Genomic DNA, 25,133 nt, shown 5'->3' with positions numbered 1-25,133 from the left:
GGCTACGCGGTCGCGAGCTGGCGCTCGAGCCAGTCCTGGAAGCGGACCTCGCCGAGCAGCGCGCCGTCGGCGGGCACGAGCGTGGTGTCGTCGACCGTGTAGATGCCGAAGTACGGCGCGTCCGGGTCGGTCACGACCGTGCGCGGGTCGTTGCGCGCCGCGAGCGCCTGGCGGACGAGCTCGTCCATCCGGAACTGCTCGGGCCCGCCGATCTCGACGATGCCGTTGACCGGCGCGCCGACCGAGATCCGCCCGACGGCCTTGGCGACGTCCTCGGCCGCCATCGGCTGGAACAGCGCGGGCGGCAGGCGCACCGTGTCGCCGTCGGTCGCGAGCGCCGCGATGCTCTTGATGAACTCGTAGAACTGCGTGGCGTGGACGATCGTGTACGGGACCGAGAAGCCCCGGATCAGCGTCTCCTGCACGCTCTTCGCGCGGAAGTAGCCCTTGTCGGCCATGCGCTCGGTCCCGACCACCGACAGCGCGACGTGGTGGCCGACGCCCGCCGCGGCCTCCGCCGCCAGCAGGTTGCCGGTCGAGCGCTCGAAGAAGTCGAGCACCGCCGCGTCCTCGAACGACGGCGAGTTGGAGACGTCGATCACGACGTCCGCGCCGACGAGCACGTCGGCCAGCCCTTCGCCGGTCAGCGTGTTCACGCCGGTGTCGGGCGAGGCCGCGACGGCCTCGTGCCCGTGCTCGCCGAGCCGGGTGACGATCTGCGAGCCGATGAGCCCAGTGCCGCCGATGACCACGATCTTCATGAGAACCTCCCTGGATGCATGTGCACCCGTCATGACCGGACAGCGGGGCCAATGTGTGACACGCGCGCCTAGATCCAGCCCTCCTCGTAGGCGATCTGCGCCGCCTCGGCGCGGGTCGGCGCGTTGAGCTTGGCCATCGCCGAGGAGAGGTAGTTGCGCACCGTGCCCGGGGCGAGGTGGGCGATGGCGGCGATCGCGCTCGCGCTGCGGCCCGCGTGGACGTGACGCAGCAGGTCGAGCTCGCGGTCGCTGAGCGGGCAGGCCCCTTCGGTGAGCGCGGTCGCGGCGATCTCGGAGTCCACGTAGCGGCCGCCCGCGTGGACGTCGCGCAGGATCCGGGCGAGCCGGTCCGCCGGTGTGGTCTTGGGGACGAACGCCCGCGCGCCGGCAGTGAGCGCGCGGCGCAGCACGCCGGGCCGCGCGTGGCGGGTGAGCAGGACGACCGGCACGCTGCGCGTCGCGAGGATCGCCTCGGTGGCCGACACGCCGTCCAGCTCCGGCATCTCGAGGTCGAGCACGATCAGGTCCGGCTCGTGCTGCTTGGCGAGCTCGACCGCGGCGCGCCCGTCGCCGGCCTGGGCGACCACCTTGAAGTCCGGCTCGAGCTCGAGCAGCGTCGCGAGCGCCTCGCGTAGGAGGTCCTCGTCGTCGGCGAGCAGGAGCCGGATCACGAGTGGGGGCGCGCGGCGAGGCCGGCCGCGGCGAGGTCGTGGGTGGCGCGCGGGCACGGCGCGGCGAGGTCACGGGCGGTGCGCGGGCGCGGCGTCATGTCGCGGCCTTGTGCGGCGCGCGGGCGCGGCGTCATGTCGTGGCCTTGTGCGGTGCGCGGCCGACCAGCTCGAAGCCGCGCGGCGCCAGCGGCTCCGCGTCCACGCGGCCGCCCACCGCCGCGAAGCGCTCCTGCAGGCCGGCGACGCCGGTGCCGTCGCCGGACGGGACGACCACGCGCGCCACGCCGTCGTCGATCACGCGCACGACGACGTCGTCGCCGTCGCGCTCGACCGCGATCTCGCAGCGCGCGGCCTTCGTGTGGCGCAGCAGGTTGGTCGCGCCCTCGCGCACGAGCGAGCCGAACAGCGGCTGCAGCGCGACCGGGACGGACTCCGGCGCGCCCTCGACCTCGGCGTCGACGCCCGCGGCCTTGAGGATGCCGACGGCGTTGGCCAGCTCGGTCGCGAGCCCGACGCGCCGGTAGCCCTGCACCAGCTCGCGGGTCTCCGACAACGCCTGCAGGGCGAGTGCGTGCGCGTCGTCGGCGTGGCCGCGCGCGGCTTCGTCGTCGTGGCCGATCAGCCGCGACGCGAGCTGGGCCTTGAGCGCGATCGCCTGCAGCTGGTGCCCCTGGATGTCGTGCAGGTCGCCCGCGAAGCGCAGCCGCTCGCGCAGCACCGCGACCTCACCGGCCGCCACGCGCGCCTCGTCCAGCCGCAGCGTCACGTCCCAGATCCACACCTGGGCCAGGCACAGGAGCACGAACGAGGCGAGCAGCCAGGCCGCGCCGCCGACCCGCGCGAAGTCACCGGTGGCCAGCCAGCCGACGGCGACCGCCACGGCGATCCCGCCGCCGACGATCACCCAGCGACTGCGCGGCCCCGCCCCGAACGCCGCCCCGGACAGCACGCCGGCGAACGGCAGCACCCACATCCAATGCGGCTCCTCGTCCGGGACGAGCAGGCCCCAGAGCGCGAGCGCGACGACCGCCGCCGCGCCGATCACCGGCCGCGACCGCGGCGCCTCGTCCAGGCCCGCCATGCCGGCGAGCAGCAGCCGGGTCTGGACGTAGCCGACGAACGCGAGCCCCACCAACGCAAGCCCGATCGCCAGGGGGGAGAGGTCGTCGCGCGAGAACAGGTCGCCCGCCGGGATCAGCACGACGAGCCCGGCGACGCTCGCCAGCGTCCACTGGGTCACGCGCCGCATCCATTCCAGGCTCACGTCGGTCCGGTCCACACGGCGAACGTACCGCGTGCGTGACGAACACGGCAGACGTCATGACACGCGCACGGAATCTGGTGACAACCGGGCACTAACGCGACGGCGTCCGCGCAGGCAGGCTGCAAGGCATGGCAGTGATCGAAGTGACCGACCTGCGATGCGCGTACGGCGACCACCTCGCCGTCGACGGCATCGACTTCACCGTCGAGCGCGGGGAGGTCTTCGCGCTGCTCGGCGCCAACGGCGCCGGCAAGACGACCACCCTCGAGACGCTCGAAGGCCACCAGGCGCCACAGAGCGGCAGCGTGCGCTTGTTCGGCCACGACCCGCGCGGCGAGCGCCGCACCGTCCGCCGCCGCACCGGGGTGATGCTCCAGGACGGCGGCTTCGCGGGCGAGCTGACCGTGCGCGAGACCGCCGACCTGTGGGCGCGCCTCGGCACCCGCAAGGGCGACGTGACCAGCGACCTCGAGCGCCTCGATCTGCAACACCGCGCCGACGTCGCCGTCGAGCAGCTCTCCGGCGGCGAGAAGCGGCGGCTGGAGGTCGCCCTCGCGATCCACGGCGACCCCGAGCTGCTGCTACTCGACGAGCCGACCACCGGGCTCGACCCCGAGTCGCGCCGCCGCACCTGGCGGGTGATCGCCGAGCTCGTGGACGCGGGCACGACGATCCTGCTCACCACGCACTACCTGGAGGAGGCCGAGGCGCTCGCGAACCAGGTCGCGATCCTCCGCGACGGCAAGATCGCCGTCGCCGGCACGCTCGGCCAGGTCTCCGCCCAGCTGCCCGCCCGGATCGCCTTCCGCACGCCCACCGTGCCGCTGCCGCCCGAGCTCGCCGCGCTGCGCGTCGACAGCCGCGTCGGCGAGCTGATCCTCGAGACCCCGCACCTGCAGCCCGACCTCGCCCGGCTGCTCGCCTGGGCGGACAGCCACGCCCTCACGCTCGACCGCCTGCACGCGCGCGGCGGCTCGCTCGAAGACGCCTTCATGGAAGTGGTCGCATGACCCGCGTCGCGGCACTCGCGCTCTCCGAGACGCGCATCCTCACCCGCAACAAGCTCGTGTGCGCGACCGCGCTCCTGCTCCCGCTCGGCCTCGGCGCCCTGATCGCCGCCGACGGCGAGGAGGGCAGCTGGGGCGAGGTCGTCGCGATGCAGTTCGTGTTCGTGCTGCTGTTCTGCGTCTACGCCACCGCGACGACGTCGATCGCCGCGCGCCGCCGCCAGCTGGTGCTCAAGCGGCTGCGCAGCGGCGAGCTGAGCGATCCGCAGATCCTCGCCGGGCTGCTGGCGCCGCTGGTAGTCCTGGCCGCGGTCCAGATGCTCGTGCTGCTGGCCTGCGCCGTGGCGCTCGGCGCCCCGCTGCCGGATCGCCCGCTCGCGCTCGTCCCGGCCTACCTCTTCGGAAGCGTGATGGCGGCCTCGCTCGCGCTCGCCACCGCGGCCTTCACGGCGAGCGCCGAGCTCGCCCAGATCACGGTCGCGCCGGTGTTCCTGGCCGCGCTCGCGAGCGCCGCCTGGGTCCTGTCCGTCGCGCCGGACGCCGTCACGTGGCTCATGCACCTGACGCCGGGCGGCGCGCTCGCCGACCTCGTCCGTCAGGGCTGGGCGTCCGGCGGCGCGCTCCTGCCGTCGATCGCGGGCCTGATCGTCTGGACGGCGATCGGCTGGGAGGTGACCAAGCGCCGGTTCCGCTGGGAGCCGCGCCGTTAGCGCTCGGGGACCGGGCGCAGGAGCTGCGTGCCGAGCTTCCGCGCCCGGTTCGCGGCGGTGAGCAGGTTGCGCGTGAGCGCCACCACGTCACCACTGCGCCGGCCGGGATGGCCGTCGCCGAGCCGGGCATGGTCGTTCTCGCTCCACAGCGCGCCCGGAGAGACCGCCGGCTCGCCGCCGATCCGGTACCAGCGATCCACGAGCACGAGCGGGATCTCGCCCAGTGGCCGCGCGACCTTGTAGAGCCCGGTCATGAGCTTGGACTCGCCGCCGACCACGTGCTCGTGGCGCGGCCGCCCGATCGCCTTCACGACGGCCTTGGCGATCTCGTCCGGGTGGTAGGCGTCGAAGAGCTTGGCCGGCTGGTGGCCGGTGGCGCTCGTGGCGCGGCCGTAGATCGGCGTGTCGAGCGGGCCGGGGCTGACCATCGCGAAGCGCACGCCGGTCCGCTGCTCGCGCTCCTCGACGATGAGCGTGTTGATCAGCCCGCGCAGCGCGTGCTTGGCCGCCGTGTAGGCCGAAAACGCGGGCAGCGGCAGCTGCGCCATCATCGACGACACGACCACGATCGTGCCCCCACGATCCCGCATGATCGGGAGCGTGGCGCGGATGACGTTGGCCGCGCCGGTGAACGAGACCGCGACCGTGCGGTCGAAGTCGTCGGGCTCGACCTCGAGGAAGTGGCCGAAGGCGACGGCGCCCGCGTTGGAGACGAGGACGTCGATCCCGCCGAGCAGCTCGTCCGCACGCGCGACCGCGTCATTCACGGCCGCGCGGTCGGTCACGTCGGTGGGGATCGCGTGCGCGACCGCACCGCGCTCCCGGGCCAGCGCGGCCGCCTCCTCCAGCGCCTGGGCGCCGCGCGCGATCAGGACCATCGCGGCGCCCTCGTCCGCCATCCGCTCCACGGTCGCGAGCCCGACGCCGCTGCTCGCGCCCGTGATGAGGATCCGCTTGCCCTTCAGTACGTCCATGCCCCGGATACGCGCGCGCTCCGGTCTTCGCTCACACGCGGCGCAGCACTCGCAGCGTCCGTCCCGTCAGCGTGGTCGACGCGCCGCCTTCGAGCTCGCCGCCCTCGCCGTCGGTCGCCAGCTCGGTGCGCCACGCGTCGCCGAGCTCGGGATCGAGCGTGAACTCGACGCCCTCGTGGTGCGCGTTGACCAGCACGAGGAACGAGTCCGAGCGCTGCGGCGTGCCGTCCTCGGCGGGGTCGACCTCGCGGCCGTTGAGGAAGATCGCCAGCGAGCGGTGGTGCCCGTTGCCCCAGTCGCCGTCGGCCATGGCCTGCCCGTCGGGGCGCAGCCACTCGACGTCCGCGAGCCCGGAGCCGGAGCGCGACTCGCCGCTGAAGAACCGCCGGCGCGTGAACACGGGCTCGGCCTGGCGCAGCGCGATCACGCGCTGCGTGAACGCGAGCAGCTCCTCGTCGACGCCGTCCCAGTCGTACCAGGAGATCTCGTTGTCCTGGCACCAGCCGTTGTTGTTGCCGCCCTGCGTGCGACCCAGCTCGTCGCCGCCGAGCAGCATCGGCACGCCCTGGGAGAGGAGCATCGTGGCCAGCAGGTTGCGCTGCTGGCGGGCGCGCAGCTCGAGCACCGCCTCGTCGTCCGTCTCGCCCTCGACCCCGCAGTTCCAGGAGGAGTTGTCATTCGCTCCGTCCTGGTTGTCCTCGAGGTTGGCCTCGTTGTGCTTGTCGTTGTAGGAGACGAGGTCGCGCAGCGTGAAGCCGTCGTGGGCGGTGACGAAGTTGATCGACGCGCTCGGGTGGCGGCCGTCGTCGGCGTACAGGTCGGCGGAGCCGGAGAAGCGCTCGGCGAACGTCGCGAGCGGCAGCTCCCCGCGCCAGAAGTCGCGGATGTCGTCGCGGTACTCGCCGTTCCACTCGCTCCAGAGCACGGGGAAGTTGCCGACCTGGTAGCCGCCCGGGCCGACGTCCCACGGCTCGGCGATCAGCTTGACCTGGGAGAGGATCGGGTCCTGGTGGATCGTGTCCAGGAAGCCGGACAGGCGGTCGGCCTCGTGCAGCCCGCGTGCGAGCGCCGCGGCGAGGTCGAAGCGGAACCCGTCCACGTGGCAGTCGAGCGCGAAGTAGCGCAGCGAGTCCATGATCAGCCGCAGCACCTGCGGGTGGGTCGGATCGAGGCTGTTGCCCGTGCCGGTGTAGTCGTGGAAGAAGCGCGGGTCCTCGGCGGTGCGGTAGTACGCGGCCGAGTCGATGCCCTTGAACGAGAGCGTCGGGCCGAGGTGGTTGCCCTCGGCGGTGTGGTTGAAGACGACGTCGAGGATCACCTCGATCCCCGCGGCGTGCAGCGCCTTGACCATGTCCTTGAACTCGGCCACCTGCTCCCCGCGCGAGCCGGCCGCGCTGTACGGGCCGTGCGGCGCGAGGAAGCCGATCGACGCGTAGCCCCAGTAGTTCGTGAGGCCCCGGTCGGCGAGGAAGCTCTCGTCGATGAAGTGGTGGACGGGCAGCAGCTCGACCGCGGTCACTCCGACGGACTTCAGGTAGTCCGTGATGGCCGGGTGCGCCAGGCCGGCGTAGGTGCCGCGCAGCTCCTCCGGCACGTCCGGGTGGGTCATCGTGAGCCCGCGCACGTGCGCCTCGTAGATCACGGTCTCGCTCCACGGCGTGCGCGGCCACACGTCGTCGCCCCAGTCGTAGCGCTGGTCGGCGACGACGCACTTGGGCAGCGCGGGCGCGCTGTCGGTGTCCTCGCGCAGCAGGTCGGCGTCGTCGCCCTCGCCCGCCTGGTAGGGCAGCAGCGTCGGCCCGTCCCAGTCGACGGTGCCCTCGATCGCCTTCGCGTACGGGTCCAGCAGCAGCTTGGCGGGGTTGAACCGCTGCCCGTTGGCCGGGTCCCACGGGCCGTGGACGCGGTAGCCGTAGCGCTGCCCGGGGCGGATGCCCTCGAGGAAGCCGTGCCACTGCTGGGCGGTGCGCTCGACGAGGTCGACGCGCGTCTCGTTGCCGTCGTCGTCGAACAGGCACAGCTCGACGCGCTCGGCGTTCGGCGCCCAAAGCGAGAAGTTGGTGCCGGACGCGTCGGCGGTCGCGCCCTGGGGGAAGGGTTTGCCCGCAAGCAGCTTGCCGGCGGGGACCGTGAGAGTGGACATGGTGCTCCTGAGGGGAATTTCGGGATCAGGCCGTCCCGTCGCGGGGAGCGGCCCGGCCGATCTACCCAGAGCCGCGCGTTTCTATCTGCCCCGCGACTGTGCGAAGCGTCCGCGCGGCCCAGGGCTCGTCGATGCTCTCCAGCCAATCGACCGCCGCGTCGATCACCTCGCGCAAGTCCTTGCCCTGGAACGGGAGCACGTCCTGGGGGCTCGACCGCGGCTCGACGAACAGGCTGCCGGTGTAGCCGTCGCCGTCGGTCCAGTCGAAGCCGAGCGCGAGATAGCTGTCCGGACGGGGGTCCAGCCGGAGCTCCACGTAGTCGGGCGACTCGCGGTCGACGAGGGCTTCGAGCGGCGCACCGTCCCGGCCGGGCACGGTGATCCGGTCGGTGCCGCCGGGCCGGTGGCGCACGGCGCGCGGCCGCCGCCGCTCAGGCCCGAGCAGCCCGCTGCGGCTCAGCATCTCGGTGTGCGTCGGCGCGGGCTCGCCGGCGAGGCGCGCCCGGGCGAGGTGGGCGAGCTCGAGCCAGTCCCACGAGTCGAGCGGGTACACGCCGCCGGCCTCGAACGGGGCGAAGCGGCCGCCGACGATCTCGCGCACGGGCTTGGCGGCCACCGCGTCCAGCCGCGCGAGGTCGCCGTCGCGCGCCGCCTCCACGAGCTCGACCGCGAGTGTCCGGATGCCCTCGCGCTGAGCGAGCGCCAGGGCCGCGTCGACGTCCCCGCCGGCGAACAGCGTGTCGACGGCGGTCGGGGCGTCGAGGCCGTCGATCGCCCGTCGCGCCCACTCGCGCGCCGACTCGGGCTCGCCGGCCATCCGGAAGAACCCGGTGGCGCGTGCCCACATCGCGCCGTCGCCGCGGCCGAGTCGCTCCATCCGCTCGATCAGGTCGACGGCCGCGGCGTGGAAGAGCCGCTGCGACTCGTCGACCTCGTCGATCCACCGCAGCCCGCGCGCGAGCAGCTCGTAGCCGGTCCATGACGGGTTCTCGGCCACGCGAGCGCGCCGGCGCTCGACGCCCTCGGCCAATGTCCGTGAAGCGAGCCGCCAGGCCATCGGGGACGAAGGTTAGGCTGCGGGCGTGAGCGAGCCCAAGCCGGTGTCCGAAGCGCGGGTCTGGGACCTGCAGCGCGCCTTCTACGACGGCGTGACCAGCGAGGCGTTCGCGGACGTGCCACACCAGGCCGTCGACAACCCGTTCGTCGCGGCGGCCTACGCGCGGGTGGTCGTCGGGTTCCTGCGCGACTGCGCGCGCGGGGCGTTGGACCTGACCGAGCCGCTGTACGTGGTCGAGCTCGGCGCCGGGGCGGGGCGGTTCGCGCACGGGTTCGTGCGCGAGCTCGCGGCGTGGACGGACGCGCTGCCGCTCGCGCTGCCCCCGATCGTGTACGTGATGACCGACCTCGGCGACGGCACGCTCGACGAGTGGGCCGCCAACCCGGCGCTCGATGACGAACGGCTGGACTTCGCGCGCTTCGACGTGTCGGCGGACGCCACGCTCGCGCTCCGCCGGCGCGGCGTCGAGCTCGACCGGCTCGCGAACCCGCTCGTGGTGATCGCGAACTACGTGTTCGACAGCGTTCCGTTCGACGCGTTCGCGGTCGGCGACGGCGAGCTGGAGGAGCTGCTCCTGGCCGTGGCGGGCGACGACGTGCCGTCGATGGACCTGACCTGGTCGCGCCGCGCCGCCACGCCCTACGGCGACCCGGATCTAGACGCGCTGCTCGAGCACTACAAGGACGCCTTTCGCGACACCGTGATCACGGTCCCGCGCGCCGGGATCGAGTGCCTGCGCCGCCTAGGTGCGCTGTCGGGCGACCGCCTGCTCGTCCTCGTGGGCGACAAGGCGCACAGCACCGAGGCATCGCTGGCCCACCGCGGCCCGCCCGAGCTCGACCGCCACGGCGGCAGCTTCTCGGTCATGGTCAACACGCACGCGCTCGGCTGGTACGCGCGCCGGCACGGCGGCGAGGCGCTGACCGGCGGCGACCGGCACGTGGCGGTCGACGTCGCCGCGCTGGCCTTCGGGGACCCGCCGGGCGGGTTCGCCGAGACGCGGCTGGCCTACGCGGACGGGATCGATCGCTTCAGCCCGCAGGACCACTCCTTCCTGACCGAGGGCGTCGAGCGCGCCGCGGAGAAGCTCGGGGTCGCGGAGCTCGTCGCGCTGCTGCGCCTGAGCGGCTGGGACGCGTTCGCGCTGCTGGGTGTGGCGGGCACGCTGCGCGAGCAGGCCGCGGAGGCCGACCCGTCCGCGCAGGAGGACCTGCGCGAAGCGCTGCACGAGATCTACGCCCGCCACTTCCCGCTCGCGGGCGAGGAGGACCTGCCGTTCACGATCGCCCTGCTGCTGGCCGAGCTCGAGGACTACGAGGGCGCGGTCGCGTACTTCGAGCGCTCGCTCGAGCAGCACGGACCCGACCCCGCCACGGTGCGCAACCTCGAGCTCTGCCAGGCCCAGCTCAAGGCGTGACGGTCTTGACCAGGCCGCCGTCGATCAGGTAGTCCGAGCCGGTCACGTTGGCCGTGCGCGGCGAGGCCAGGAGGGCGACCAGCGTCGCGACCTCCTCGGGCGTCGAGAAGCGGCCGGTCGGCATCCCGCCGGCGATCATCTGCGCGTGGACGTCCTCGGGCTTGCCGCCACTGGCGGCGGCGATCGTCGCCGCGACGCCGTGCTCACCCAGCCACAGGTCCGTGGCGACCGGACCGGGGGAAACGCTGTTGATGCGGATGCCCTTGGGCGCGAGCTCCTGCGAGAGCGCCTTGGCGACGTTCTGCAGTGCCGCCTTGGCCGCGCCGTAGTCGATCACGCCGCCGTCGGGCTGGAAGAACGCGTTGACCGACCCGACGTTGACGATCGCGCCCGGCGCCTCGCGGCCGAGCATGTCGGCCACGGCGGCGCGGGTCGCGCGCAGCGCGGCGTAGAAGTTCAGCTCCATCGACGCCGCGAACTCCTCGTCCGTGAGCGAGAGGAAGCCGCCGAGCCGGATGTGCGCGGCGCCGACGTTGTTGACGAGCACGTCCACGCGACCGTGCGTCGCGACCGCATGCGCGATCAGGTCGCCCGGCCCGTCCGGCGTCGACAGGTCGACGGCGAACGGCGTCACGCGGTCGAGCCCTTCGAGCGTGCCGACGCTCCGGGCGCCCGCGACCACGCGGGCGCCCTCGGCGGCGAGCGTGTCCACGACCGCGCGTCCGATCCCCTTGCTCGCGCCGGTGACGACGCATACCTGATCCTGCAGCTGGAGGTCCATATGTGGGCGGGACGCTACTGGTCGTGGATGAGTCAGCTCATGGCGTGGTGGTCGAGAGGGTGAACGTGAGCGTCTTCGCGTAGCTGCCGGTGCGCAGCGCGTCGTTGGCGTTGATCTTCTGGCTGAAGCCGATCGCGACGCGGTCGTTGCTGACGGGCGCCGCCCAGGACGACTTCGAGAGCGAGACCTGGAGCGGCTCGGGCAGGCTGAACGCGCCGTTGGTCAGGTGGCCGAGCCCGCCGACGGCGAGGCTCGCGTCACCGGCGGTGGACACCACGTCGGCGTAGGTCGAGGCGGTGTACGTCTTCTCGACGCCCGGCGTGAACGCGCCGAATGAGGCCGGCGCGCCGAGCGTGAGCGACAGCGTGGCCGGCACCGAGCCGCCGACCGGCGCCTCGACGACGTTCTCGTTCTCCCACAGGATCACCTCGGTGCGCGCCGGCGTGAGGGTCTCCTTGCCCTTCCAGTTCAGGAACGAGACGCCCGGCATGAAGTCGGCGCCGAGCTTGAAGCCGCGGTTGATCGACGTGACGTCGATGCTGTACGCGCCGGGCGTGCCGTTCGGCACCGCGAACGCCTTGATCGCGGAGATGTTGGCCGGGGTCGTGCCGACCGGCAGCTCGATCGTCGTGGCGGCGGCCAGGTCGCGCTCGATCGACAAGCCGGCGACGCCCTTGTTGGACGTGTACCAGCGGTCGCCGACCTTGGCGGCGAGCGCGACGCCCGCCCAGCTGCCCGCCGGCGGCGCCGTGGCGTAGCTCGTGGCCTTCTTGAGCTCGGCGAACAGGTAGTTGCGCTGGTCGGACATCGTCTGCGTGTCCGGGTCCGGGACGGTCTCGACCTTGCCCTCGCGGACCATCTCCTTGGCCATCAGCCCGTAGGTCCACGGGTTCTGGTCCATCATCACCTCACGGGCGCGGTTGTCCGGGAGCCGGTCGCCGGTCTCCAGGAAGAAGCGGTAGCCCGAGGAGGTGGCCACGTCGGTGACCGCGACCATGTTGTTGTTGGACGAGGCGACTTGGATCAGCGGGTGGTCGTCCTCGCGCACGCCGTTGAACGCCTCGGTGCCGTGGTTCAGCGCCTGGAAGGCGTCGGTGATGCGGTTGCCCTGCGCGTCGACCGTGACGCGGTAGAACCACTCGATGTCGGTCGTGCGGCCCCAGCGCGCCATCAGCGACGGCGTGTTGGTGCCGCCGTCCTCGTTGGACCAGATCACCGTGTACTCGATCACCCGGTTGCCCTGGGCGTCGGCCGCGGACGTGTGGTACGCGAGGATCGGCACGTCGGTGTTGACGTTCTCGAACGCGCCCGGGACCTCCGGCAGGTTGCGGCCGTAGAGGATCGGCGCGTAGCGGGCGACGATGTCGTCGGCGGGCGCGAGCGACGGCTCGAGCTTGCTGATCACGGCCTCGTCGACCGGCGACTTGGCCGCGTCGAGCGTGACCGTGATGTCGTGCTTGCCGGCGCTCACACGACCGAGCGCGACCTCGTACGTGAACGGCCCGGGGCCGTTGAAGGTGACGACGTTCGTCACGGGCTTCCCGTCGACCTGGACCTCCAGGAAGGCGGACTCCTTGCCCGCCAGCTGCCAGTCGGCGCCGGGGGCGGAAGCGGTCAGGGCGAGCTTGGCCTCGCCGGCATGGTCGGCGTTCAGCTCAACGCGCGCGAGTGGCTGGTCCTGCGCCTGCGCCACGGCAGGCGCGAGCAGCGCGGCGACGAACGCCGCGCTCACGATCTGGCGAATCACGGGGCCGCACGCTAAGCGCGCGGCGCCCCGGTTCCGTTACGTGGTTGTTGCCCGGAGCAAGACGCTTCCGGGGTTGAGCGTGCCGGCCGGATCGAGCCAGGCCTTCAGACCCTGCAGGACCGCGTACTCGGGGCGGGCGCGCTCGAGCCAGTGGGCCTTGGCGGTGCCGATGCCGTGCTCGGCGCTGATCGTGCCGCCGTGGTCGAGCACGAGGCCGAGGACGGCGTCGTCGACCGTGGTGTCGGTGTGGTCGCCCGCGTCGAGGACGTTCACGTGCAGGTTGCCGTCGCCGAGGTGGCCGAAGACGACGAGCCGTGCGTCGCTCGCGGCCGCGCGGACGACGAGCGGCAGCTCGGTGAGGAACGCGCCGAGCTGCGCGAGCGGGACGCCGACGTCCAGCTTGTGCGGGACGCCGACGCTCGCGATGGCCTCGGCGACGCCCTCGCGCAGGTCCCAGAGGCGCTCGCGGGAGGTGGTGTCGTCGGCGACGGCCGCGTCCTCGATCCCCGCGTGCTCGAACGCGGCGACGAGCTGCGGCGTCGGGTCCTCGTGGTCGGCGAGCTCGGTGAAGACGTAGAACGGCGCGTCCTCGACGGGGTTCGTGCGGCGCTGATGCTGCAACGACAGGGAGAGCGCGTCGTGGGTGAGCAGCTCGCACGCCTCGAGGGCCGGCGCGTGGGTGGTGAGCGCGGCCAGGAGCCCGGACGCCGACTCGATGTCCGGCAGCGGCACGAGCGCCGCGACGCGGCTCGGGTAGCGCGGGACGAGCTGCCAGAGGACGCGGGTGATGATCCCGAGCGTGCCCTCGGAGCCGATCAGCAGCTGGGAGAGGTCGACGCCGGCGTTGTCCTTGGCCAGGCCGGACAGGCGACTGATGATCGTCCCGTCCGCGAGCACGGCCTCCAGGCCCGCGACGCGAGCGCGGGCGGTGCCGTAGCGGAGCGCGCGGGCGCCGCCGGCGTTGCAGGCGACGATGCCGCCGAGCGTGGCGGAGTCCCGCGCGCGGAAGTCCAGCCCCGTGGCGAGCCCGGCCGCCGCGGCGCTGACATGGAGCTGGGCGAGCGTCGCGCCCGCGCCGACCAGCACGTGACGTAGCGCGGGATCGACCGGCGCCACCGTGTTCAACCGCGTGAGCGAGAGCACGACCTCACCGCCGCGCGGCACGCCGCCGCCGACCAGACCGGTGTTCCCGCCCTGGGGGACGAGCGCGACGTCGTGCGCCGCACACACGCGCACGACCGCGCTGACCTGCTCGGTGTCGGCCGGGCGCACGACGGCGAGCGCGTCGGCGCCGAAGCGGCCGGTCCAGTCGCGCTCGAACGGCGCGCGCAGGTCGGGGTCGGTGAGCACGTGCGCGTCGCCCACGACGGCGCGCAGCTCGTCGAGCAGGCTCACAGCGCGTACTCCGGGATCCGGCCCTTGAGCCGCATCGCGGTGCGGACGCGGTCGGCGGCGAGCGTCCGGGCCGCTTCGTGACTGGTGACGCCGTCGGTCTCGGCGGCCTCGAGCACGGTCGCGGTGTTCGCGCGCATCTTCTGCGAGACGGCGGCGAAGATCGCGTCCGGGTCGATCGGGAACGGCGAGTGGCGGCCCTCCATCGCGTACGCGGCGGCGATCACGCCCCCGGCGTTGGCGATGAAGTCCGGCACGACGGTCACGCCGCGCGCGGCCAGCCGCTCGAGCGCGTCCGGCCGGATCGGCAGGTTCGCGCCCTCGACGATCGTGGCGAAGCGCAACGACTCGGCACGAGCCACGTCGATCACGTCCTGCGTCGCGGCGGGGATGAGCACGTCGGCCTGCACGTCCAGCTCGTCGCCGGGACGCAACGTCCCCGCCACACCCGCGTCGCCGTGCTCCGCCCGCGCCGCGAGCAGCGCGTCGACGTCGAGCCCGTCGGGGTCGTACGTGCCGCCGAGCGAGCTGGACACGGCGACGACGGTCCCGCCGAGCGCCACGACCCGCTGCGCCGCGGCCGCACCGACCGCGCCGAAGCCCTGGATCACGACCGACGCTCCGTTGAGCGAACGCGCCGCGTCGGCGGCCTCGGCCACGCCGTAGCCCGTCACGCCCCACTGGTCGTAGGGCACGCCGCCCAGCTCGCGCGGCGTGCCGACCGACGCGCCGCGGTCACCCAGCTCGTCCTGGATGACGGCCGCGTCGTCCTCGGTCAGCCCCATGTCGAGCCCGAACACGTACTCGCTCGGCACCTCGTTCGAGAGCGCGCGCACGAACGCCCGCAGCGCGCGTTCCTTGTCCGGCGAGTGCGGATCGAAGCGGATGCCGGCCTTCGCGCCGCCGAAGAACAGGTCGACCGCGGCCCATTTCCACGTCATCACGCGGGCGAGCCGGGCGACCTCCTCGACGGTCACGTCGGGCTGCATGCGCGTGCCGCCCTTGCCGACGCCGCGCGCGGTGTTGTCGATCACGAGCACGCCGCGCATGCCGGTGCGCCCGTCGGAGACGCAGACGATCTTCTCCGGGCCCCACTCGTCGATCAGCTCGAGGCTCATGTGAAGGTCACGCCCTGCGCGAGCGGCAGCTCGTCGGAGTAGTTGATCGTGTTGGTCGCGCGGCGCATGTACGCGCGCCACGCGTCCGAGCCGGACTCACGGCCGCCGCCCGTGGTCTTCTCGCCGCCGAACGCGCCGCCGATCTCCGCGCCGGACGTGCCGATGTTGACGTTGACGATGCCGCAGTCGGACGCGACGAGGAAACGCTCGGCCTCCCGCTGGTCGGTGGTGAAGATGCTCGACGACAGCCCCTGCGGCACGTCGTTGTGCAGCGCCACCGCCTCGTCCAGCTCGCGGTAGGTGAGCACGTAGAGGATCGGCGCGAACGTCTCGGTCTGGACGATCTTGGTCTGCGCCGGCATGCGCACGATCGCGGGCTCGACGTATAGACCCTCGCGGCGCGCGCCGCCGACGAGCACCTCGCCACCGTCCTCGACGGCCTGCGCGAGCGCCCGCTGCATCGCCTCGACGCCGGCCTCGTTGATCAGCGGCCCGACGAGCGTGTCGTCCGCGTACGGGTCGCCGATCCGCAGCGAGGCGTAGATACCGGTGAGCCGCTCCACGAGCGCGTCCGCGACGTCCTCGTGCACGATCAGGCGCCGCATCGTCGTGCAGCGCTGGCCCGCGGTGCCGGCGGCGGAGAACACGATGCCGCGGGCGGCCAGCTCCAGGTCGGCGCTCGGCGCGACGACCGCGGCGTTGTTGCCGCCCAGCTCCAGCAGCGCACGGCCGAAGCGGGCCGCCACGCGCGGGGCGACGGCCGCGCCCATGCGCTCGGACCCGGTCGCGCTCACCAGCGCGACGTCGGGCGAGTCGACCAGGACCTGCGCGGTCTCGGCGTCGGTCACGACCACCGCGTTCAGGTGCTCCGGCGCACCGCACTCGCGGGCGGCTCGGTCCAGCAGCGCCGCGCTCGCCAAAGCGGTCAGCGAGGTGAGCTCGCTCGGCTTCCACACGACCGTGTCGCCGCAGACGAGCGCGATCGCCGTGTTCCACGACCACACCGCGACCGGGAAGTTGAAGGCCGAGATGACGCCGACGACGCCGAGCGGGTGCCAGGTCTCCATCAGGCGATGCCCGGGCCGCTCGGACGGCATCGTGCGCCCGTCGAGCTGGCGCGAGAGGCCGACCGCGAAGTCGCAGATGTCGATCATCTCCTGCACCTCGCCGAGCGCCTCGGAGGGGATCTTGCCCGCCTCGATCGTCACCAGTTCCGCAAGGTCGGCCTTGTGCTCGGTGAGCAGCTCGCCGAGCCGCTTGACCAGCGCGCCGCGTACCGGGGCGGGCACGGTGCGCCAGGTCTCGAACGCGGTCTTGGCGTTGGCGATCGCGGTGCGGACGGCGTCGGCATCCGCGCCCGGGACACCGAACAGCGCCTCGCCGGTGATCGGCGAGCGCGCCTGGACGGGACCGTCGAGCGCGCCGACGCCGCACGCGGTGAGGGCGACTCGAGCGCGGTTGCGCAGCTCGTCGGTGGTGGTGAGGGTCGAGGCGATGGCGGTCATGAAGGGTCAGCTCCTGGCAAGGACGTCGAGCGCGTCGAGCGAGCGCTCACGCTGGGCGTCGTAGAGGTCGAAGGGGTCGGCGAGCTCGCGGTCGAGCACGCCCGCCATCCAGTCGGCGTCGAGGGCAGCGTGCTGCTGCCCAGTTTGATGGCGGCCGGCGCTCGTGAGGTTGGATTGGAAGATGCCTGCCGCCGAGCGTGGCAGGAAGTCCTCGTAGACGATCGGCTCGGCCGTCACCCAGCCGCCCGCGAGCAGCGCCGCGAGCTCGGTCGGCGTCTGCTCGTCCCGAGGGCGGTCCGTGGCGTGGAAGGTGAAGTACGCGAGGTCGGCGGCGGCGAGCCCGTGCTCGGTGTGCGGGAGCCGCGCGTTCCAGACCTCGACCGGCTGCCCGATCAGCTCGTCGTAGCGCGCGCGGCCCGTGCGGGTGAGCGCGATCCCGCGCGCCTCGACCTCGCCGAAGCGCACGCGCAGGGCGGTGTCGCGCACCACGCCGTCCGCGTCGCGGAACGCCCGCGGCTCGGCCAGAGCGCGGAACGAGGTCTGGCGCAGCAGCACGTCCGGTCCCTTCCAGCGCGGCGGCCCCTGGATCGCGTCGATCATCTTGATGCCGCGCGTCTGCATGCGCGCGTAGAGGTCGTCGATGTCGAGCACCCGCGGCGTCAGGTGGTTCACGTGCGTGGAGGCGACGCCGCCGATGTCCGCCGCGACGCTCGAGATCGCCTCCAGCTCGCGGTACCACGGCCCGTCGACCGGTGCGCGCGAGAGCTCGAAGGCCTGTGTGGCGAGCGCGACGAAGCGGTCGGCGTCGTCGGCGTCCAGCCCGCCGTCGGCCTCGGCGCGGTCGGCCAGCGCCAGCAGCTCGGGGCCGAACAGCTCGCGCGCGTCCAGGAAGGCCTCCAGCCGCGCCTGCAGCGCCGCGTCGAAGAAGCGCCGGTCCGAGGTCGCCAGCACGGAGGTGAAGACGCGGAACGGGTTGCGGGCCAGCTCGTCCTCGTCGACCGGGCGGAACGCGGTCGAGACCACCGGGACCGGGGTCGGCGCCGCGTCGCGCAGGTCGTAGTAGCCGACCGGGAACATGCCCATCGCGCCGAAGATCCGCGCCACCTGGGCCAGCTCACGCGGCGTGCCGAGCCGGATCGCGCCGTGGCGCTCGGCGGTCACGCGGTCGAGCGACCCGAGCCGCTCGGCGTCCGCGCCGTGCCTGCGCACCACGTCCGCGTTGACGGCGTGCGAGACCTCGACCAGCGTCCGGTAGGCCGGCACCTCGTTCCCGTACATCTCGGACAGCGAGCGCGCGAAGCGGGCCCGGAGCTTCCAGGGTTCGACGAACATCGGTACCTACACGATCGTGGCTTCGAGGATGGACGCGCGCTCGGCGAAGCGCTCGGCGCGCAGGGGGGTGACGTCGACGAACGGCTCGCGACCGAGCACGAGGTCGCGGATGACCTCGCCGGCGGCCGGCGCCTGGCTGAAGCCATGGCCGGAGAACCCGGTCGCGTACAGGAACCGGCTGACGTTCGGCGCCTCGCCGATCAGCGCGTTCGCGTCGGGCGTCATCTCGTACAGGCCGGCCCAGCCGTCGGGGAGCGGGAGATCGGCGAGCGCGGGCGCGCAGCGACGGGCGTGGCCGCGCAGGGCGTCGAGCCAGCGCTCGTCGTACGTGCGGTCGAACCCGTCGGGCTGGGCGGCGTCGGAGTAGCCGAGCAGCATCCCGTCGCCGGCGTTGTGGAAGTAGAAGCTGGTCTCCAGGTCGATCGTGAACGGCACGCGGCCGTGGTCGCACGCGCCGCTGAAGGCGATCTGACGGCGGATCGGGCGCACGTCGAGCGTCACGCCGGCCATCGCCCCGATCCGCGCCGACCACGCGCCCGCGGCGCAGATGACGGTCGAGGTGGCGATCGTGCCGTGCGTCGTGTGCACGCCCGCGATCTCGCCGCCGCGCACGTCGATCCCGCGCACCTCGCAGCGCTCGAGCACGCGCACGCCGCGCCGCCGCGCCTCGGTGGCCCACGCCTCGATTGCGACGCGCGGCCGCGCGTGGCCGTCGCTCGGGCAGTAGGTCGCGGCGACGTAGCGGTCCGGGTCGATCACCGGCGACAGCGCGTGCGCCTCGGCGGCGCTGATGATCCGGTTGGGCACGCCGAGCGCGTTCTGCAGCGCGACGGACGGCTCCAACCGCTCGACCTGCTCGGCGCTGCTGAGCAGGAACAGGTAGCCGACCTGGTCGAACGCGAGCTCCGGCCCGAGCCGGCGGTAGTGCTCGAGCCCGCGCGCGGCGAGCGCCACGTTCAGCGCGTCCGAGAACGTGCCGCGCAGACCGCCGAGCGGCTTGCCCGACGAGCCGCCACCCAGCTCGGCCGCGTCGAGCAGGACCACGTCCGTGACGCCGGCCTGCGCCAGCTGGCACGCGATGCTCGTGCCGAGCGCGCCGCCGCCGACGATGACGATCTCTGCCTCCATGCCGGCATCCTCCCGCTCCCGATGCGATGGCACAAGCGATTGTTGGTGCGCTCAAAGCAATAGGATCGCTATATGGATTTGCCGTGGGGAGGGTTGCGATCGCTGCGCGAGATCGCCCGGCACGGGACGATCGCGGCCGCTGCCGAAGCGCAGGGCTACACCGCCGGCGCGGTCTCCCAGCAGCTCGCCGTGCTCGAACGCGCCGCGGGCCGGCCGTTGCTCGAGCGCGTCGGCCGCCGTGTGCAGCTCACCGACGCGGGCCGCGTGCTCGTCGAGCACGCCGGGCACATCCTGCGCGCCGAGGAGGAGGCGCGCGCGGCGCTCGAGGCGGCGGGGGAGGAGGTCGCGGGCGCGCTCACCGTCGCCACCTTCGCGACGTTCGCCGCCTCGCTGCTCGCCCCGTCGATCCACACCGCGACCGCGCGCCACCCACGGCTGTCCGTCCGCACGCTCGAGGTGCATCCGGACAACGCGGCCGCCGCGGTCGAGCACGGCGACGCCGACGTCGCCTTCGGGCTCGACTACCCCAGCGCGCCGGTACCGCAGGCGCCGACCATCGACCGGGTGCGGATCGCCACCGAGCGCTTCGGCGTGGGCGCCGCCTCTGATCGCGCGCTCGGCGGCCGCGAAGGCGTGCGGCTCGCCGACCTCGCGGGCGAGCCGTGGATCCTGCCGCCCGAGCACACCAACTACGGGCGCGCGATGTTCGCCGCCTGCCGGCGCGCGGGCTTCGAGCCCGACGTCGCGCACGTGGTCGACGACACCGCCGTCTCGCTCGCCCTCGCCGCCCAGGGGCTCGGCCTCACGATGACGACGCCGATGATGCTGACCCTGCTGCCCGCGCCCGGGCTCGTGCGCCACGAGCTCGCCGACGACGTGCGTCGCGACCTCGTGGCGATCGGCCGGCGCGGCGGTCAGCAGCGCCCGACGGTCGCCGCGATCACGAGCATCATGCGCGAGCTCGCGGCGCCGTTCGACGTCAGCGCGCGGTCGGGAAGTTCAGGTGCGCCTGCTCGGGGGCGTCGGGCCAGCGGGTCGTGACCACCTTCCCGCGCGTGTAGAACCGCACGCCCTCGGGCCCGTGGATGTGGTGGTCGCCGAACAGCGACTGCTTCCAGCCGCCGAAGCTGTAGAAGCTCATCGGGACTGGGATCGGGACGTTGATGCCGATCATGCCGACCTGGATGTCGCGCTGGAACGTGCGCGCGGCCTGCCCGGAGCCGGTGAAGATCGCGGTGCCGTTGGCGAACGCGTTGCGGTTGATCAGCGCGATCGCCTCCTCGAGCGAGTCCGCGCGCACGACGCCGAGCACCGGCCCGAAGATCTCGTCGGTGTAGACCTCCATCTCGGTGGTCACGTTGTCGAGCAGCGTGGGGCCGACGAAGAAGCCGTCGCCGTCGAGGCCGCGGCCGTCGACGACCACGTCGGCGTCGGTGCGGTCGATGTAGCCGACGATCCGATCGCGGGCGTCCGCGGTGATCACCGGACCCATCTCGGACGCGGGATCGAGGCCCGGGCCGACCTTGATCGCGGTGGCCTTCAGACGCAGCTTCTCGACCAGCTCGTCGGCCGTGTCGCCGACCGCGACGGCGATCGAGATCGCCATGCAGCGCTGGCCCGCGGAGCCGAAGCCCGCGGCGGTCAGGTGGTCGGCGGCGAAGTCCAGGTCGGCGTCCGGCATGACGATCGCGTGGTTCTTCGCGCCGCCCAGGGCCTGCACGCGCTTGCCGGCCGCCGTGCCGCGCTCGTGGACGTACTTCGCGATCGGCGTGGAGCCGACGAAGCTCACGGCCGCCACGTCCGGGTGGTCGAGCAGCGCGTCGACCGCGACCTTGTCCCCGTGCACGACGGAGAAGACGCCGTCGGGCAGTCCGGCCTCGCGGTACAGCTCGGCGATCACGTCGCTCACGGACGGGTCCCGCTCGGACGGCTTGAGCACGAACGTGTTGCCCGTCGCGATCGCGATCGGGTGCATCCACAGCGGGACCATGATCGGGAAGTTGAACGGCGTGATCCCGACGCAGACGCCGAGCGGCTGGCGGAACGAATGCAGGTCCACGCCGGTCGAGACCTGGTCGGAGAACTCGCCCTTGGTGAGCTCCGCGATCCCGCACGCGTACTCGACGACCTCCATCCCGCGCACGACTTCACCGCGCGCGTCCTCGACGGTCTTGCCGTGCTCGGAGGCGATGATCCGCGCGAGCTCGTCGGTGCGCTCCACGAGCAGCTCGCGGAACTTGAACATCACGCGGGCGCGGCGCACGACGGACGTGTCCGCCCAGCCTCCGAACGCGGCCTTCGCGGCCTGCACCGCGGCGTCGACGTCGGCCGCGTCGGCGAGCTCGAGCTCGCGCTGCACCTGGCCCGTCGCGGGGTCGTAGATCGGCGCGGTCCGCCGGGTTTCGAGTTCGAGCATCAGCCCTCAGTCCAGGTTGATCATCGCGTGCTTGACGCGCGTGTAGTCGTCGAGCGCGTACGTCGACAGGTCCTTGCCGTAGCCCGATTCCTTGAAGCCGCCGTGCGGCATCTCCGACAGGAACGGCAGGTGGTCGTTGACCCACACGCAGCCGAAGTCGAGCGCCCGGATGGCGTTCATCGCGCGGCCGACATCGCGGGTCCAGATCGAAGCGGCGAGGCCATAGGGGACGTCGTTGGCGAGGCGGATCGCCTCGTCGGCGTCCGCGACGCGCTGGACGGTGACGACCGGCCCGAACACCTCGCGCTGGACGATCTCGGCGTCCTGCCCGACGCCGGTGACGATCGTCGGCTCGACGAACGCGCCCGTCGCGCGGCCCGTGGAGCCGCCGAGCAGGAGGTTGGCGCCGCCGTCGACCGCGCGGTCCAGGAAGCCGAGGATCCGCGCCTGCTGGGTTTCCGACACGACGGGTCCCATCTCGATCGCGTCGCCCTCGGCCGGGTCGCCGACCCGCAGCGCGGCGACGGTCGGCACCAGCTCCTCGAGCAGCGCGTCGTAGACGCCCGGCGTGGCCAGCACGCGCGTGGCCGCGGTGCAGTCCTGGCCCGAGTTGCAGAAGCTCGCGACGCGCAGCCCGGCGGCGACCTTGGCCGGGTCGGCGTCATCCAGCACGACGACCGGCGCCTTGCCGCCGAGCTCCAGGTGCACGCGCTTGAGCGTGTCGGCCGCGGCCTGCGCGATCCACTTGCCGGCGGGCACGCTGCCCGTCAGCGAGACGAGCGCGACGTCACGGTGCGTGACGATCCCGCGCCCGACCGGATCACCTTCGCCCGTGATGACGTTGAGCACGCCGGGCGGGAGGATCTCCGCGGCCAGCTCGGCGAGGCGCAGCGTGCTCAGCGGCGTCAGCTCGGACGGTTTGAGCACGACCACGTTGCCGGTGGCCAGCGCGGGCGCGAGCTTCCAGATCGCCATCATCAGCGGGTAGTTCCAGGGCGCGATCTGGCCGACGATCCCGACCGGCTCGCGGCGGACGAACGACGTGTGCGTGGGGCTGTACTCGCCCGCTGCGGGCGCGTGCAGCGTGCGCGCGGCGCCCGCGAAGAAGCGCAGCTCGTCCGCGCAGATCGGCAGCTCCTCGGCCGCGAGCGAGCGCGGCTTGCCGACGTTGGCGACCTCGAGCGCGGCGAGCTCGTCGGCATGCCGGTCGACGGCGTCGGCGAGGGCGAGCAGCGCTTCCTGGCGCTGGCCGGGAGTCGTGTCGCGCCAGCCGGTCCGCGCCGCGCGCGCCGCGCCGACCGCGCGTTCGACGTCGGCCTGGGTGCCCTCGGGTACGCGCCCGATCACCTCGCCGCTCGCCGGGTTGACGACGTCGCGGATCCCGCCGTCGAGCGCGTCGACCAGCTCGCCGCCGACGAGGTTGCGGAAGGCGATCGTGGTCGCGGTGCTCATCGCACGGTCTCCGCGGCGGTCGCGAACGCGATCGCGGCGGCCAGCTCGCGCTGCGCGTCGGCTTCGAGCGGGAGCAGCGGCGCGCGGACCGGACCGGTCGTAAAGCCCGTGATCGTCGCGCCGGCCTTGATCGCGGCGGGGTAGCTCACGCTCTCGAGGAACTGGCACAGCGGCCAGATCCGCGCCCACAGCTCACGCGCCGTGGGGAGGTCGATGTCGTCGATCAGCAGGCGATGCAGCTCGACGCACTGCTCCGGGATGATCGAGGCCGTGCCCCAGACGACGGCCTGCACGCCCGAGGCGAGCGCGACGAAGGTCTGCGTGTCCCAGCCGTTGAGCAGCGTCGGGCCGTCGGTCTGGATCAGCTCCTGCGCGGCGGTCGCGTCGCCGCCCGTGTCCTTCAGGCACCCGATCGGCAGCGCGCGCAGCTGCTCGGCGGTGAGGTTCACGCCGGTCGCCGACGGCAGGTTGTAGTACATGATCGGGATCGAGATGGCGTCCGCGACCGCGCCGTAGTGGGCCTGCAGCTCGCGCCAGGACAGCGCGTCGTAGAACGGCGGCACGACCATCACCGCGGCCGCGCCGGCCTGCTCGGCGTGGACGCTCAGCGCGACGGTCTCCGCGGTCGAGAGCGCTCCCGTCCCGGCGACGACGGGCACGCGGCCGGCGGCGGCCTCGACGACCACCTCGGTCAGCTGCCGGCGCTCCGCGGTGCTCAGCGTCGTGAACTCGCCGGTGCTGCCGCCGGGCACGAGGCCGCCCACGCCGGCGCCGATCAGGCGCTCGACGACGGCCTCGAGCGCCTCGGTGTCGATCGCGCTCCCGTCCGCGGTGAACGGGGTGATCAGCGCGGGCAGGACGCCGTGAAAATCAGACATGCGTAATGGCCTCTCGGATTCGGGACTCGACGCGCTCAGCCGCGGCGAGCCCGGTCTGGGCGGCGGCCTCCATCGTCCCCAGCTCGGCGAAGTAGTCGCCGGCCAGGTGCAGGTTCTCGTGGGCGCCGAGGGCGCCTTCCAGCGCGGGCTGGAGCGCGCCGCGGCCGGGGCTGGCATAGACGTTGCCCAGCTCCCAGCGGCGCACGGTGGCGTTGGCGATCGCGCCGCGGGTCTGCGGGTACATCGCGTGCAGGTCGGCGAGGAAGCGCTCGGCGATCACCGCGTCGCTCTCGCGCATCAGCGCCGCCGCCCGCTGCGCGCCGGCGAACAGCATCAGGCTCCCGCCGGGGCGGCGCGGCCCGACGCGCAGCGCGTGCGCCTGGTTGGTGAACATGTCGAACACGCGGCCGGGCGTGGCGACCGCGTAGACGCCGTCGTAGGGCATCGCGGTCGTCTCGTTCGTCTCGATCGCGACGCTGAGGAACGCGCCGTAGGTGAGGCGGGAGAGCGCGTCGGCGGCCTGCTCGGCGACGGCCGCGACGAGCGGCGCGGCGTAGGGCGCGTTCGCGGCCATGATCACCTGCCGCGCGCGGATCTCCTCGCCGCCGACGCTGACCACCAGCACGTCGCCGTCCTCCCGAACCGCGTCGACCCGGCTGTCCACGCGTGCGCGCTCGCCCAGCTCACGCCCGATCGCGGCCGGGAGCATCCCGGTGCCGCCGCGCAGGTTGCGCGCGATCAGCGAGCCCTTGCCCGCCCACACCAGCGCGAACAGCCCGATGCCGGCGCCCGCGGCCAGCTCGTCCAGCTCGCCCGTCGCGCGGTGGGCGGCGCAGGCGAAGATCTCGTGCACCTTCGGCGGGAGCGGGCCGAGGAAGTCGGCGAACGTGCGGTCGTTCTCGAACTCGTAGCGGTTGGGCGCGGCGTGGTAACGGCGGACGGCGAGCTGGACCTTCACGCCGGCCTTCGCGAACGCGACCCGCTCACGCACCGACAGCGGCAGCCGGAACGGGTAGCTCTCCACGCGGCCGCCGTCGAGGATCGTGCCGTCGACGGCGAGCCCCATCATCCCGCCGGTCACGGGGACGGTCTCGAGCCCGAGCTCGTGCGTGATGCGGTCCACGAGCGTGCCGGGCGCGGGGAACAGGTGCGCGCCGTAGTTGAGCCAGTAGTCGCCGCAGGGGTCCGAGCGCATCCGGCCGCCGAGTCGATCGCCGGCCTCCAGCAGCAGCACGTCGCGGTGGCGCAGTCGCCAGGCCGCCGACAGGCCGGCGATCCCACCGCCGACGATCACCACATCCCGAGTCATGGCGACCATGGTTCTGCACGCGCGCCCGGACAGGTAGCCTCAATCGCTTGGCGCAATCCAAAGCTGAGCTT

General features: G+C 73.1%; 22 protein-coding genes. 4 read left to right on the top strand and 18 right to left on the bottom strand.

What is annotated here, in order from left to right:
• Window positions 1–2: 2 nt before the first annotated feature.
• From OJ997_RS16645 to OJ997_RS16630, 4 genes are all read right to left on the bottom strand, one after another.
• Window positions 3–761, bottom strand: a complete 759-nt coding sequence (locus OJ997_RS16645) for an SDR family oxidoreductase (RefSeq protein WP_270026297.1) — start codon at window positions 759–761, stop codon at window positions 3–5.
• Window positions 762–829: 68 nt separating this feature from the next.
• Complete coding sequence (locus tag OJ997_RS16640) at window positions 830–1,432, bottom strand: response regulator transcription factor (RefSeq protein ID WP_270026296.1); 603 nt, start codon at window positions 1,430–1,432, stop codon at window positions 830–832.
• Entirely contained in the window at window positions 1,429–1,566 is a 138-nt protein-coding gene (locus OJ997_RS16635; RefSeq protein WP_270026295.1) for a hypothetical protein, read from the bottom strand. Before OJ997_RS16635 ends, OJ997_RS16640 begins: the two co-directional genes overlap by 4 nt.
• A complete protein-coding gene (locus tag OJ997_RS16630; RefSeq protein ID WP_270026294.1) occupies window positions 1,563–2,711 on the bottom strand; it encodes a sensor histidine kinase in 1,149 nt (382 codons plus the stop codon). Before OJ997_RS16630 ends, OJ997_RS16635 begins: the two co-directional genes overlap by 4 nt.
• Before the next feature lie 113 nt (window positions 2,712–2,824).
• On the opposite strand from OJ997_RS16630, the gene OJ997_RS16625 reads away from it, so the two are divergent.
• Complete coding sequence (locus tag OJ997_RS16625; protein ID WP_270026293.1) at window positions 2,825–3,706, top strand: ABC transporter ATP-binding protein; 882 nt, start codon at window positions 2,825–2,827, stop codon at window positions 3,704–3,706.
• Window positions 3,703–4,413 carry an ABC transporter permease gene (locus OJ997_RS16620; protein WP_270026292.1) on the top strand — a complete coding sequence of 237 codons (711 nt, stop codon included), beginning with the start codon at window positions 3,703–3,705 and terminating at the stop codon, window positions 4,411–4,413. Before OJ997_RS16625 ends, OJ997_RS16620 begins: the two co-directional genes overlap by 4 nt.
• On the opposite strand, the gene OJ997_RS16615 is transcribed toward OJ997_RS16620, so the two are convergent.
• The 3 genes from OJ997_RS16615 to OJ997_RS16605 all read right to left on the bottom strand — a co-directional run bounded on the left by OJ997_RS16615 (window position 4,410) and on the right by OJ997_RS16605 (window position 8,587).
• Window positions 4,410–5,387: an SDR family NAD(P)-dependent oxidoreductase gene (locus OJ997_RS16615; protein WP_270026291.1), complete on the bottom strand. Its 978-nt coding sequence runs from the start codon at window positions 5,385–5,387 to the stop codon at window positions 4,410–4,412. The genes OJ997_RS16620 and OJ997_RS16615 overlap by 4 nt on opposite strands.
• Window positions 5,388–5,418: 31 nt before the next feature.
• Window positions 5,419–7,530 (bottom strand): glycogen debranching protein GlgX, encoded by a 2,112-nt coding sequence (gene glgX, locus OJ997_RS16610; RefSeq protein WP_270026290.1) that lies wholly within the window; start codon window positions 7,528–7,530, stop codon window positions 5,419–5,421.
• A gap of 61 nt (window positions 7,531–7,591) precedes the next feature.
• Window positions 7,592–8,587, bottom strand: a complete 996-nt coding sequence (locus OJ997_RS16605) for a hypothetical protein (RefSeq protein WP_270026289.1) — start codon at window positions 8,585–8,587, stop codon at window positions 7,592–7,594.
• A gap of 25 nt (window positions 8,588–8,612) precedes the next feature.
• Between OJ997_RS16605 and OJ997_RS16600 the strand changes: the two genes are divergently transcribed.
• Window positions 8,613–10,004 carry an SAM-dependent methyltransferase gene (locus tag OJ997_RS16600; protein WP_270026288.1) on the top strand — a complete coding sequence of 464 codons (1,392 nt, stop codon included), beginning with the start codon at window positions 8,613–8,615 and terminating at the stop codon, window positions 10,002–10,004.
• On the opposite strand, the gene OJ997_RS16595 is transcribed toward OJ997_RS16600, so the two are convergent.
• From OJ997_RS16595 to OJ997_RS16565, 7 genes are read right to left on the bottom strand one after another with little or no spacing between them, the layout of a single operon-like run.
• Window positions 9,994–10,785, bottom strand: coding sequence for an SDR family NAD(P)-dependent oxidoreductase (locus OJ997_RS16595; protein WP_270026287.1), 792 nt, complete (start codon window positions 10,783–10,785; stop codon window positions 9,994–9,996). The two genes, OJ997_RS16600 and OJ997_RS16595, sit on opposite strands and share 11 nt — an antisense overlap.
• 37 nt (window positions 10,786–10,822) lie before the next feature.
• Window positions 10,823–12,532: a hypothetical protein gene (locus OJ997_RS16590; RefSeq protein WP_270026286.1), complete on the bottom strand. Its 1,710-nt coding sequence runs from the start codon at window positions 12,530–12,532 to the stop codon at window positions 10,823–10,825.
• A gap of 36 nt (window positions 12,533–12,568) precedes the next feature.
• Window positions 12,569–13,927 carry an FAD-binding oxidoreductase gene (locus OJ997_RS16585; protein WP_270026285.1) on the bottom strand — a complete coding sequence of 453 codons (1,359 nt, stop codon included), beginning with the start codon at window positions 13,925–13,927 and terminating at the stop codon, window positions 12,569–12,571.
• On the bottom strand, window positions 13,924–15,042 hold the full coding sequence (locus OJ997_RS16580) for a Glu/Leu/Phe/Val family dehydrogenase (protein ID WP_270026284.1): 1,119 nt from the start codon (window positions 15,040–15,042) through the stop codon (window positions 13,924–13,926). The genes OJ997_RS16585 and OJ997_RS16580 overlap by 4 nt, the downstream gene beginning before the upstream one ends.
• Entirely contained in the window at window positions 15,039–16,547 is a 1,509-nt protein-coding gene (gene amaB, locus OJ997_RS16575) for an L-piperidine-6-carboxylate dehydrogenase (protein WP_270026283.1), read from the bottom strand. The genes OJ997_RS16580 and amaB overlap by 4 nt, the downstream gene beginning before the upstream one ends.
• 6 nt (window positions 16,548–16,553) lie before the next feature.
• On the bottom strand, window positions 16,554–17,879 hold the full coding sequence (hglS, locus tag OJ997_RS16570; protein ID WP_270026281.1) for a 2-oxoadipate dioxygenase/decarboxylase: 1,326 nt from the start codon (window positions 17,877–17,879) through the stop codon (window positions 16,554–16,556).
• Between the two features lie 6 nt (window positions 17,880–17,885).
• On the bottom strand, window positions 17,886–19,007 hold the full coding sequence (locus OJ997_RS16565) for an NAD(P)/FAD-dependent oxidoreductase (protein WP_270026280.1): 1,122 nt from the start codon (window positions 19,005–19,007) through the stop codon (window positions 17,886–17,888).
• A gap of 72 nt (window positions 19,008–19,079) precedes the next feature.
• Between OJ997_RS16565 and OJ997_RS16560 the strand changes: the two genes are divergently transcribed.
• Window positions 19,080–20,048 (top strand): LysR family transcriptional regulator, encoded by a 969-nt coding sequence (locus OJ997_RS16560; RefSeq protein ID WP_270026279.1) that lies wholly within the window; start codon window positions 19,080–19,082, stop codon window positions 20,046–20,048.
• Here OJ997_RS16560 and OJ997_RS16555 read toward each other — a convergent pair.
• The 4 genes from OJ997_RS16555 to OJ997_RS16540 are packed head-to-tail and all read right to left on the bottom strand — an operon-like array spanning window position 19,987 to window position 25,062.
• Window positions 19,987–21,423: a CoA-acylating methylmalonate-semialdehyde dehydrogenase gene (locus OJ997_RS16555; RefSeq protein WP_270026278.1), complete on the bottom strand. Its 1,437-nt coding sequence runs from the start codon at window positions 21,421–21,423 to the stop codon at window positions 19,987–19,989. The two genes, OJ997_RS16560 and OJ997_RS16555, sit on opposite strands and share 62 nt — an antisense overlap.
• A 6-nt stretch (window positions 21,424–21,429) precedes the next feature.
• Window positions 21,430–22,875, bottom strand: coding sequence for an aminobutyraldehyde dehydrogenase (locus OJ997_RS16550; protein ID WP_270026277.1), 1,446 nt, complete (start codon window positions 22,873–22,875; stop codon window positions 21,430–21,432).
• Entirely contained in the window at window positions 22,872–23,753 is an 882-nt protein-coding gene (locus OJ997_RS16545; RefSeq protein ID WP_270026276.1) for a dihydrodipicolinate synthase family protein, read from the bottom strand. The genes OJ997_RS16550 and OJ997_RS16545 overlap by 4 nt, the downstream gene beginning before the upstream one ends.
• A complete protein-coding gene (locus tag OJ997_RS16540; protein WP_270026275.1) occupies window positions 23,746–25,062 on the bottom strand; it encodes a flavin monoamine oxidase family protein in 1,317 nt (438 codons plus the stop codon). The genes OJ997_RS16545 and OJ997_RS16540 overlap by 8 nt, the downstream gene beginning before the upstream one ends.
• Window positions 25,063–25,133 lie beyond the last annotated feature (71 nt).

This window comes from Solirubrobacter phytolaccae, assembly GCF_027587195.1.
In the GTDB taxonomy this organism is placed as follows: Bacteria; Actinomycetota; Thermoleophilia; order Solirubrobacterales; family Solirubrobacteraceae; genus Solirubrobacter; species Solirubrobacter phytolaccae.
Note: the sequence above shows the minus strand (reverse complement) of the source record. Positions and strands in the feature narration are given on the sequence as shown.

What these genes read in the sequence shown, in the direction of transcription:
- OJ997_RS16645 (WP_270026297.1), bottom strand. Translation starts at nt 761, where the DNA reads ATGAAGATCGTGGTCATCGGCGGCACTGGGCTCATCGGCTCGCAGATC.
- OJ997_RS16635 (WP_270026295.1), bottom strand. Translation starts at nt 1,566, where the DNA reads ATGACGCCGCGCCCGCGCGCCGCACAAGGCCGCGACATGACGCCGCGC.
- OJ997_RS16625 (WP_270026293.1), top strand. Translation starts at nt 2,825, where the DNA reads ATGGCAGTGATCGAAGTGACCGACCTGCGATGCGCGTACGGCGACCAC.
- OJ997_RS16620 (WP_270026292.1), top strand. Translation starts at nt 3,703, where the DNA reads ATGACCCGCGTCGCGGCACTCGCGCTCTCCGAGACGCGCATCCTCACC.
- OJ997_RS16615 (WP_270026291.1), bottom strand. Translation starts at nt 5,387, where the DNA reads ATGGACGTACTGAAGGGCAAGCGGATCCTCATCACGGGCGCGAGCAGC.
- glgX (WP_270026290.1), bottom strand. Translation starts at nt 7,530, where the DNA reads ATGTCCACTCTCACGGTCCCCGCCGGCAAGCTGCTTGCGGGCAAACCC.
- OJ997_RS16605 (WP_270026289.1), bottom strand. Translation starts at nt 8,587, where the DNA reads ATGGCCTGGCGGCTCGCTTCACGGACATTGGCCGAGGGCGTCGAGCGC.
- OJ997_RS16595 (WP_270026287.1), bottom strand. Translation starts at nt 10,785, where the DNA reads ATGGACCTCCAGCTGCAGGATCAGGTATGCGTCGTCACCGGCGCGAGC.
- OJ997_RS16580 (WP_270026284.1), bottom strand. Translation starts at nt 15,042, where the DNA reads ATGAGCCTCGAGCTGATCGACGAGTGGGGCCCGGAGAAGATCGTCTGC.
- amaB (WP_270026283.1), bottom strand. Translation starts at nt 16,547, where the DNA reads ATGACCGCCATCGCCTCGACCCTCACCACCACCGACGAGCTGCGCAAC.
- hglS (WP_270026281.1), bottom strand. Translation starts at nt 17,879, where the DNA reads ATGTTCGTCGAACCCTGGAAGCTCCGGGCCCGCTTCGCGCGCTCGCTG.
- OJ997_RS16565 (WP_270026280.1), bottom strand. Translation starts at nt 19,007, where the DNA reads ATGGAGGCAGAGATCGTCATCGTCGGCGGCGGCGCGCTCGGCACGAGC.
- OJ997_RS16560 (WP_270026279.1), top strand. Translation starts at nt 19,080, where the DNA reads ATGGATTTGCCGTGGGGAGGGTTGCGATCGCTGCGCGAGATCGCCCGG.
- OJ997_RS16555 (WP_270026278.1), bottom strand. Translation starts at nt 21,423, where the DNA reads ATGCTCGAACTCGAAACCCGGCGGACCGCGCCGATCTACGACCCCGCG.
- OJ997_RS16550 (WP_270026277.1), bottom strand. Translation starts at nt 22,875, where the DNA reads ATGAGCACCGCGACCACGATCGCCTTCCGCAACCTCGTCGGCGGCGAG.
- OJ997_RS16545 (WP_270026276.1), bottom strand. Translation starts at nt 23,753, where the DNA reads ATGTCTGATTTTCACGGCGTCCTGCCCGCGCTGATCACCCCGTTCACC.
- OJ997_RS16540 (WP_270026275.1), bottom strand. Translation starts at nt 25,062, where the DNA reads ATGACTCGGGATGTGGTGATCGTCGGCGGTGGGATCGCCGGCCTGTCG.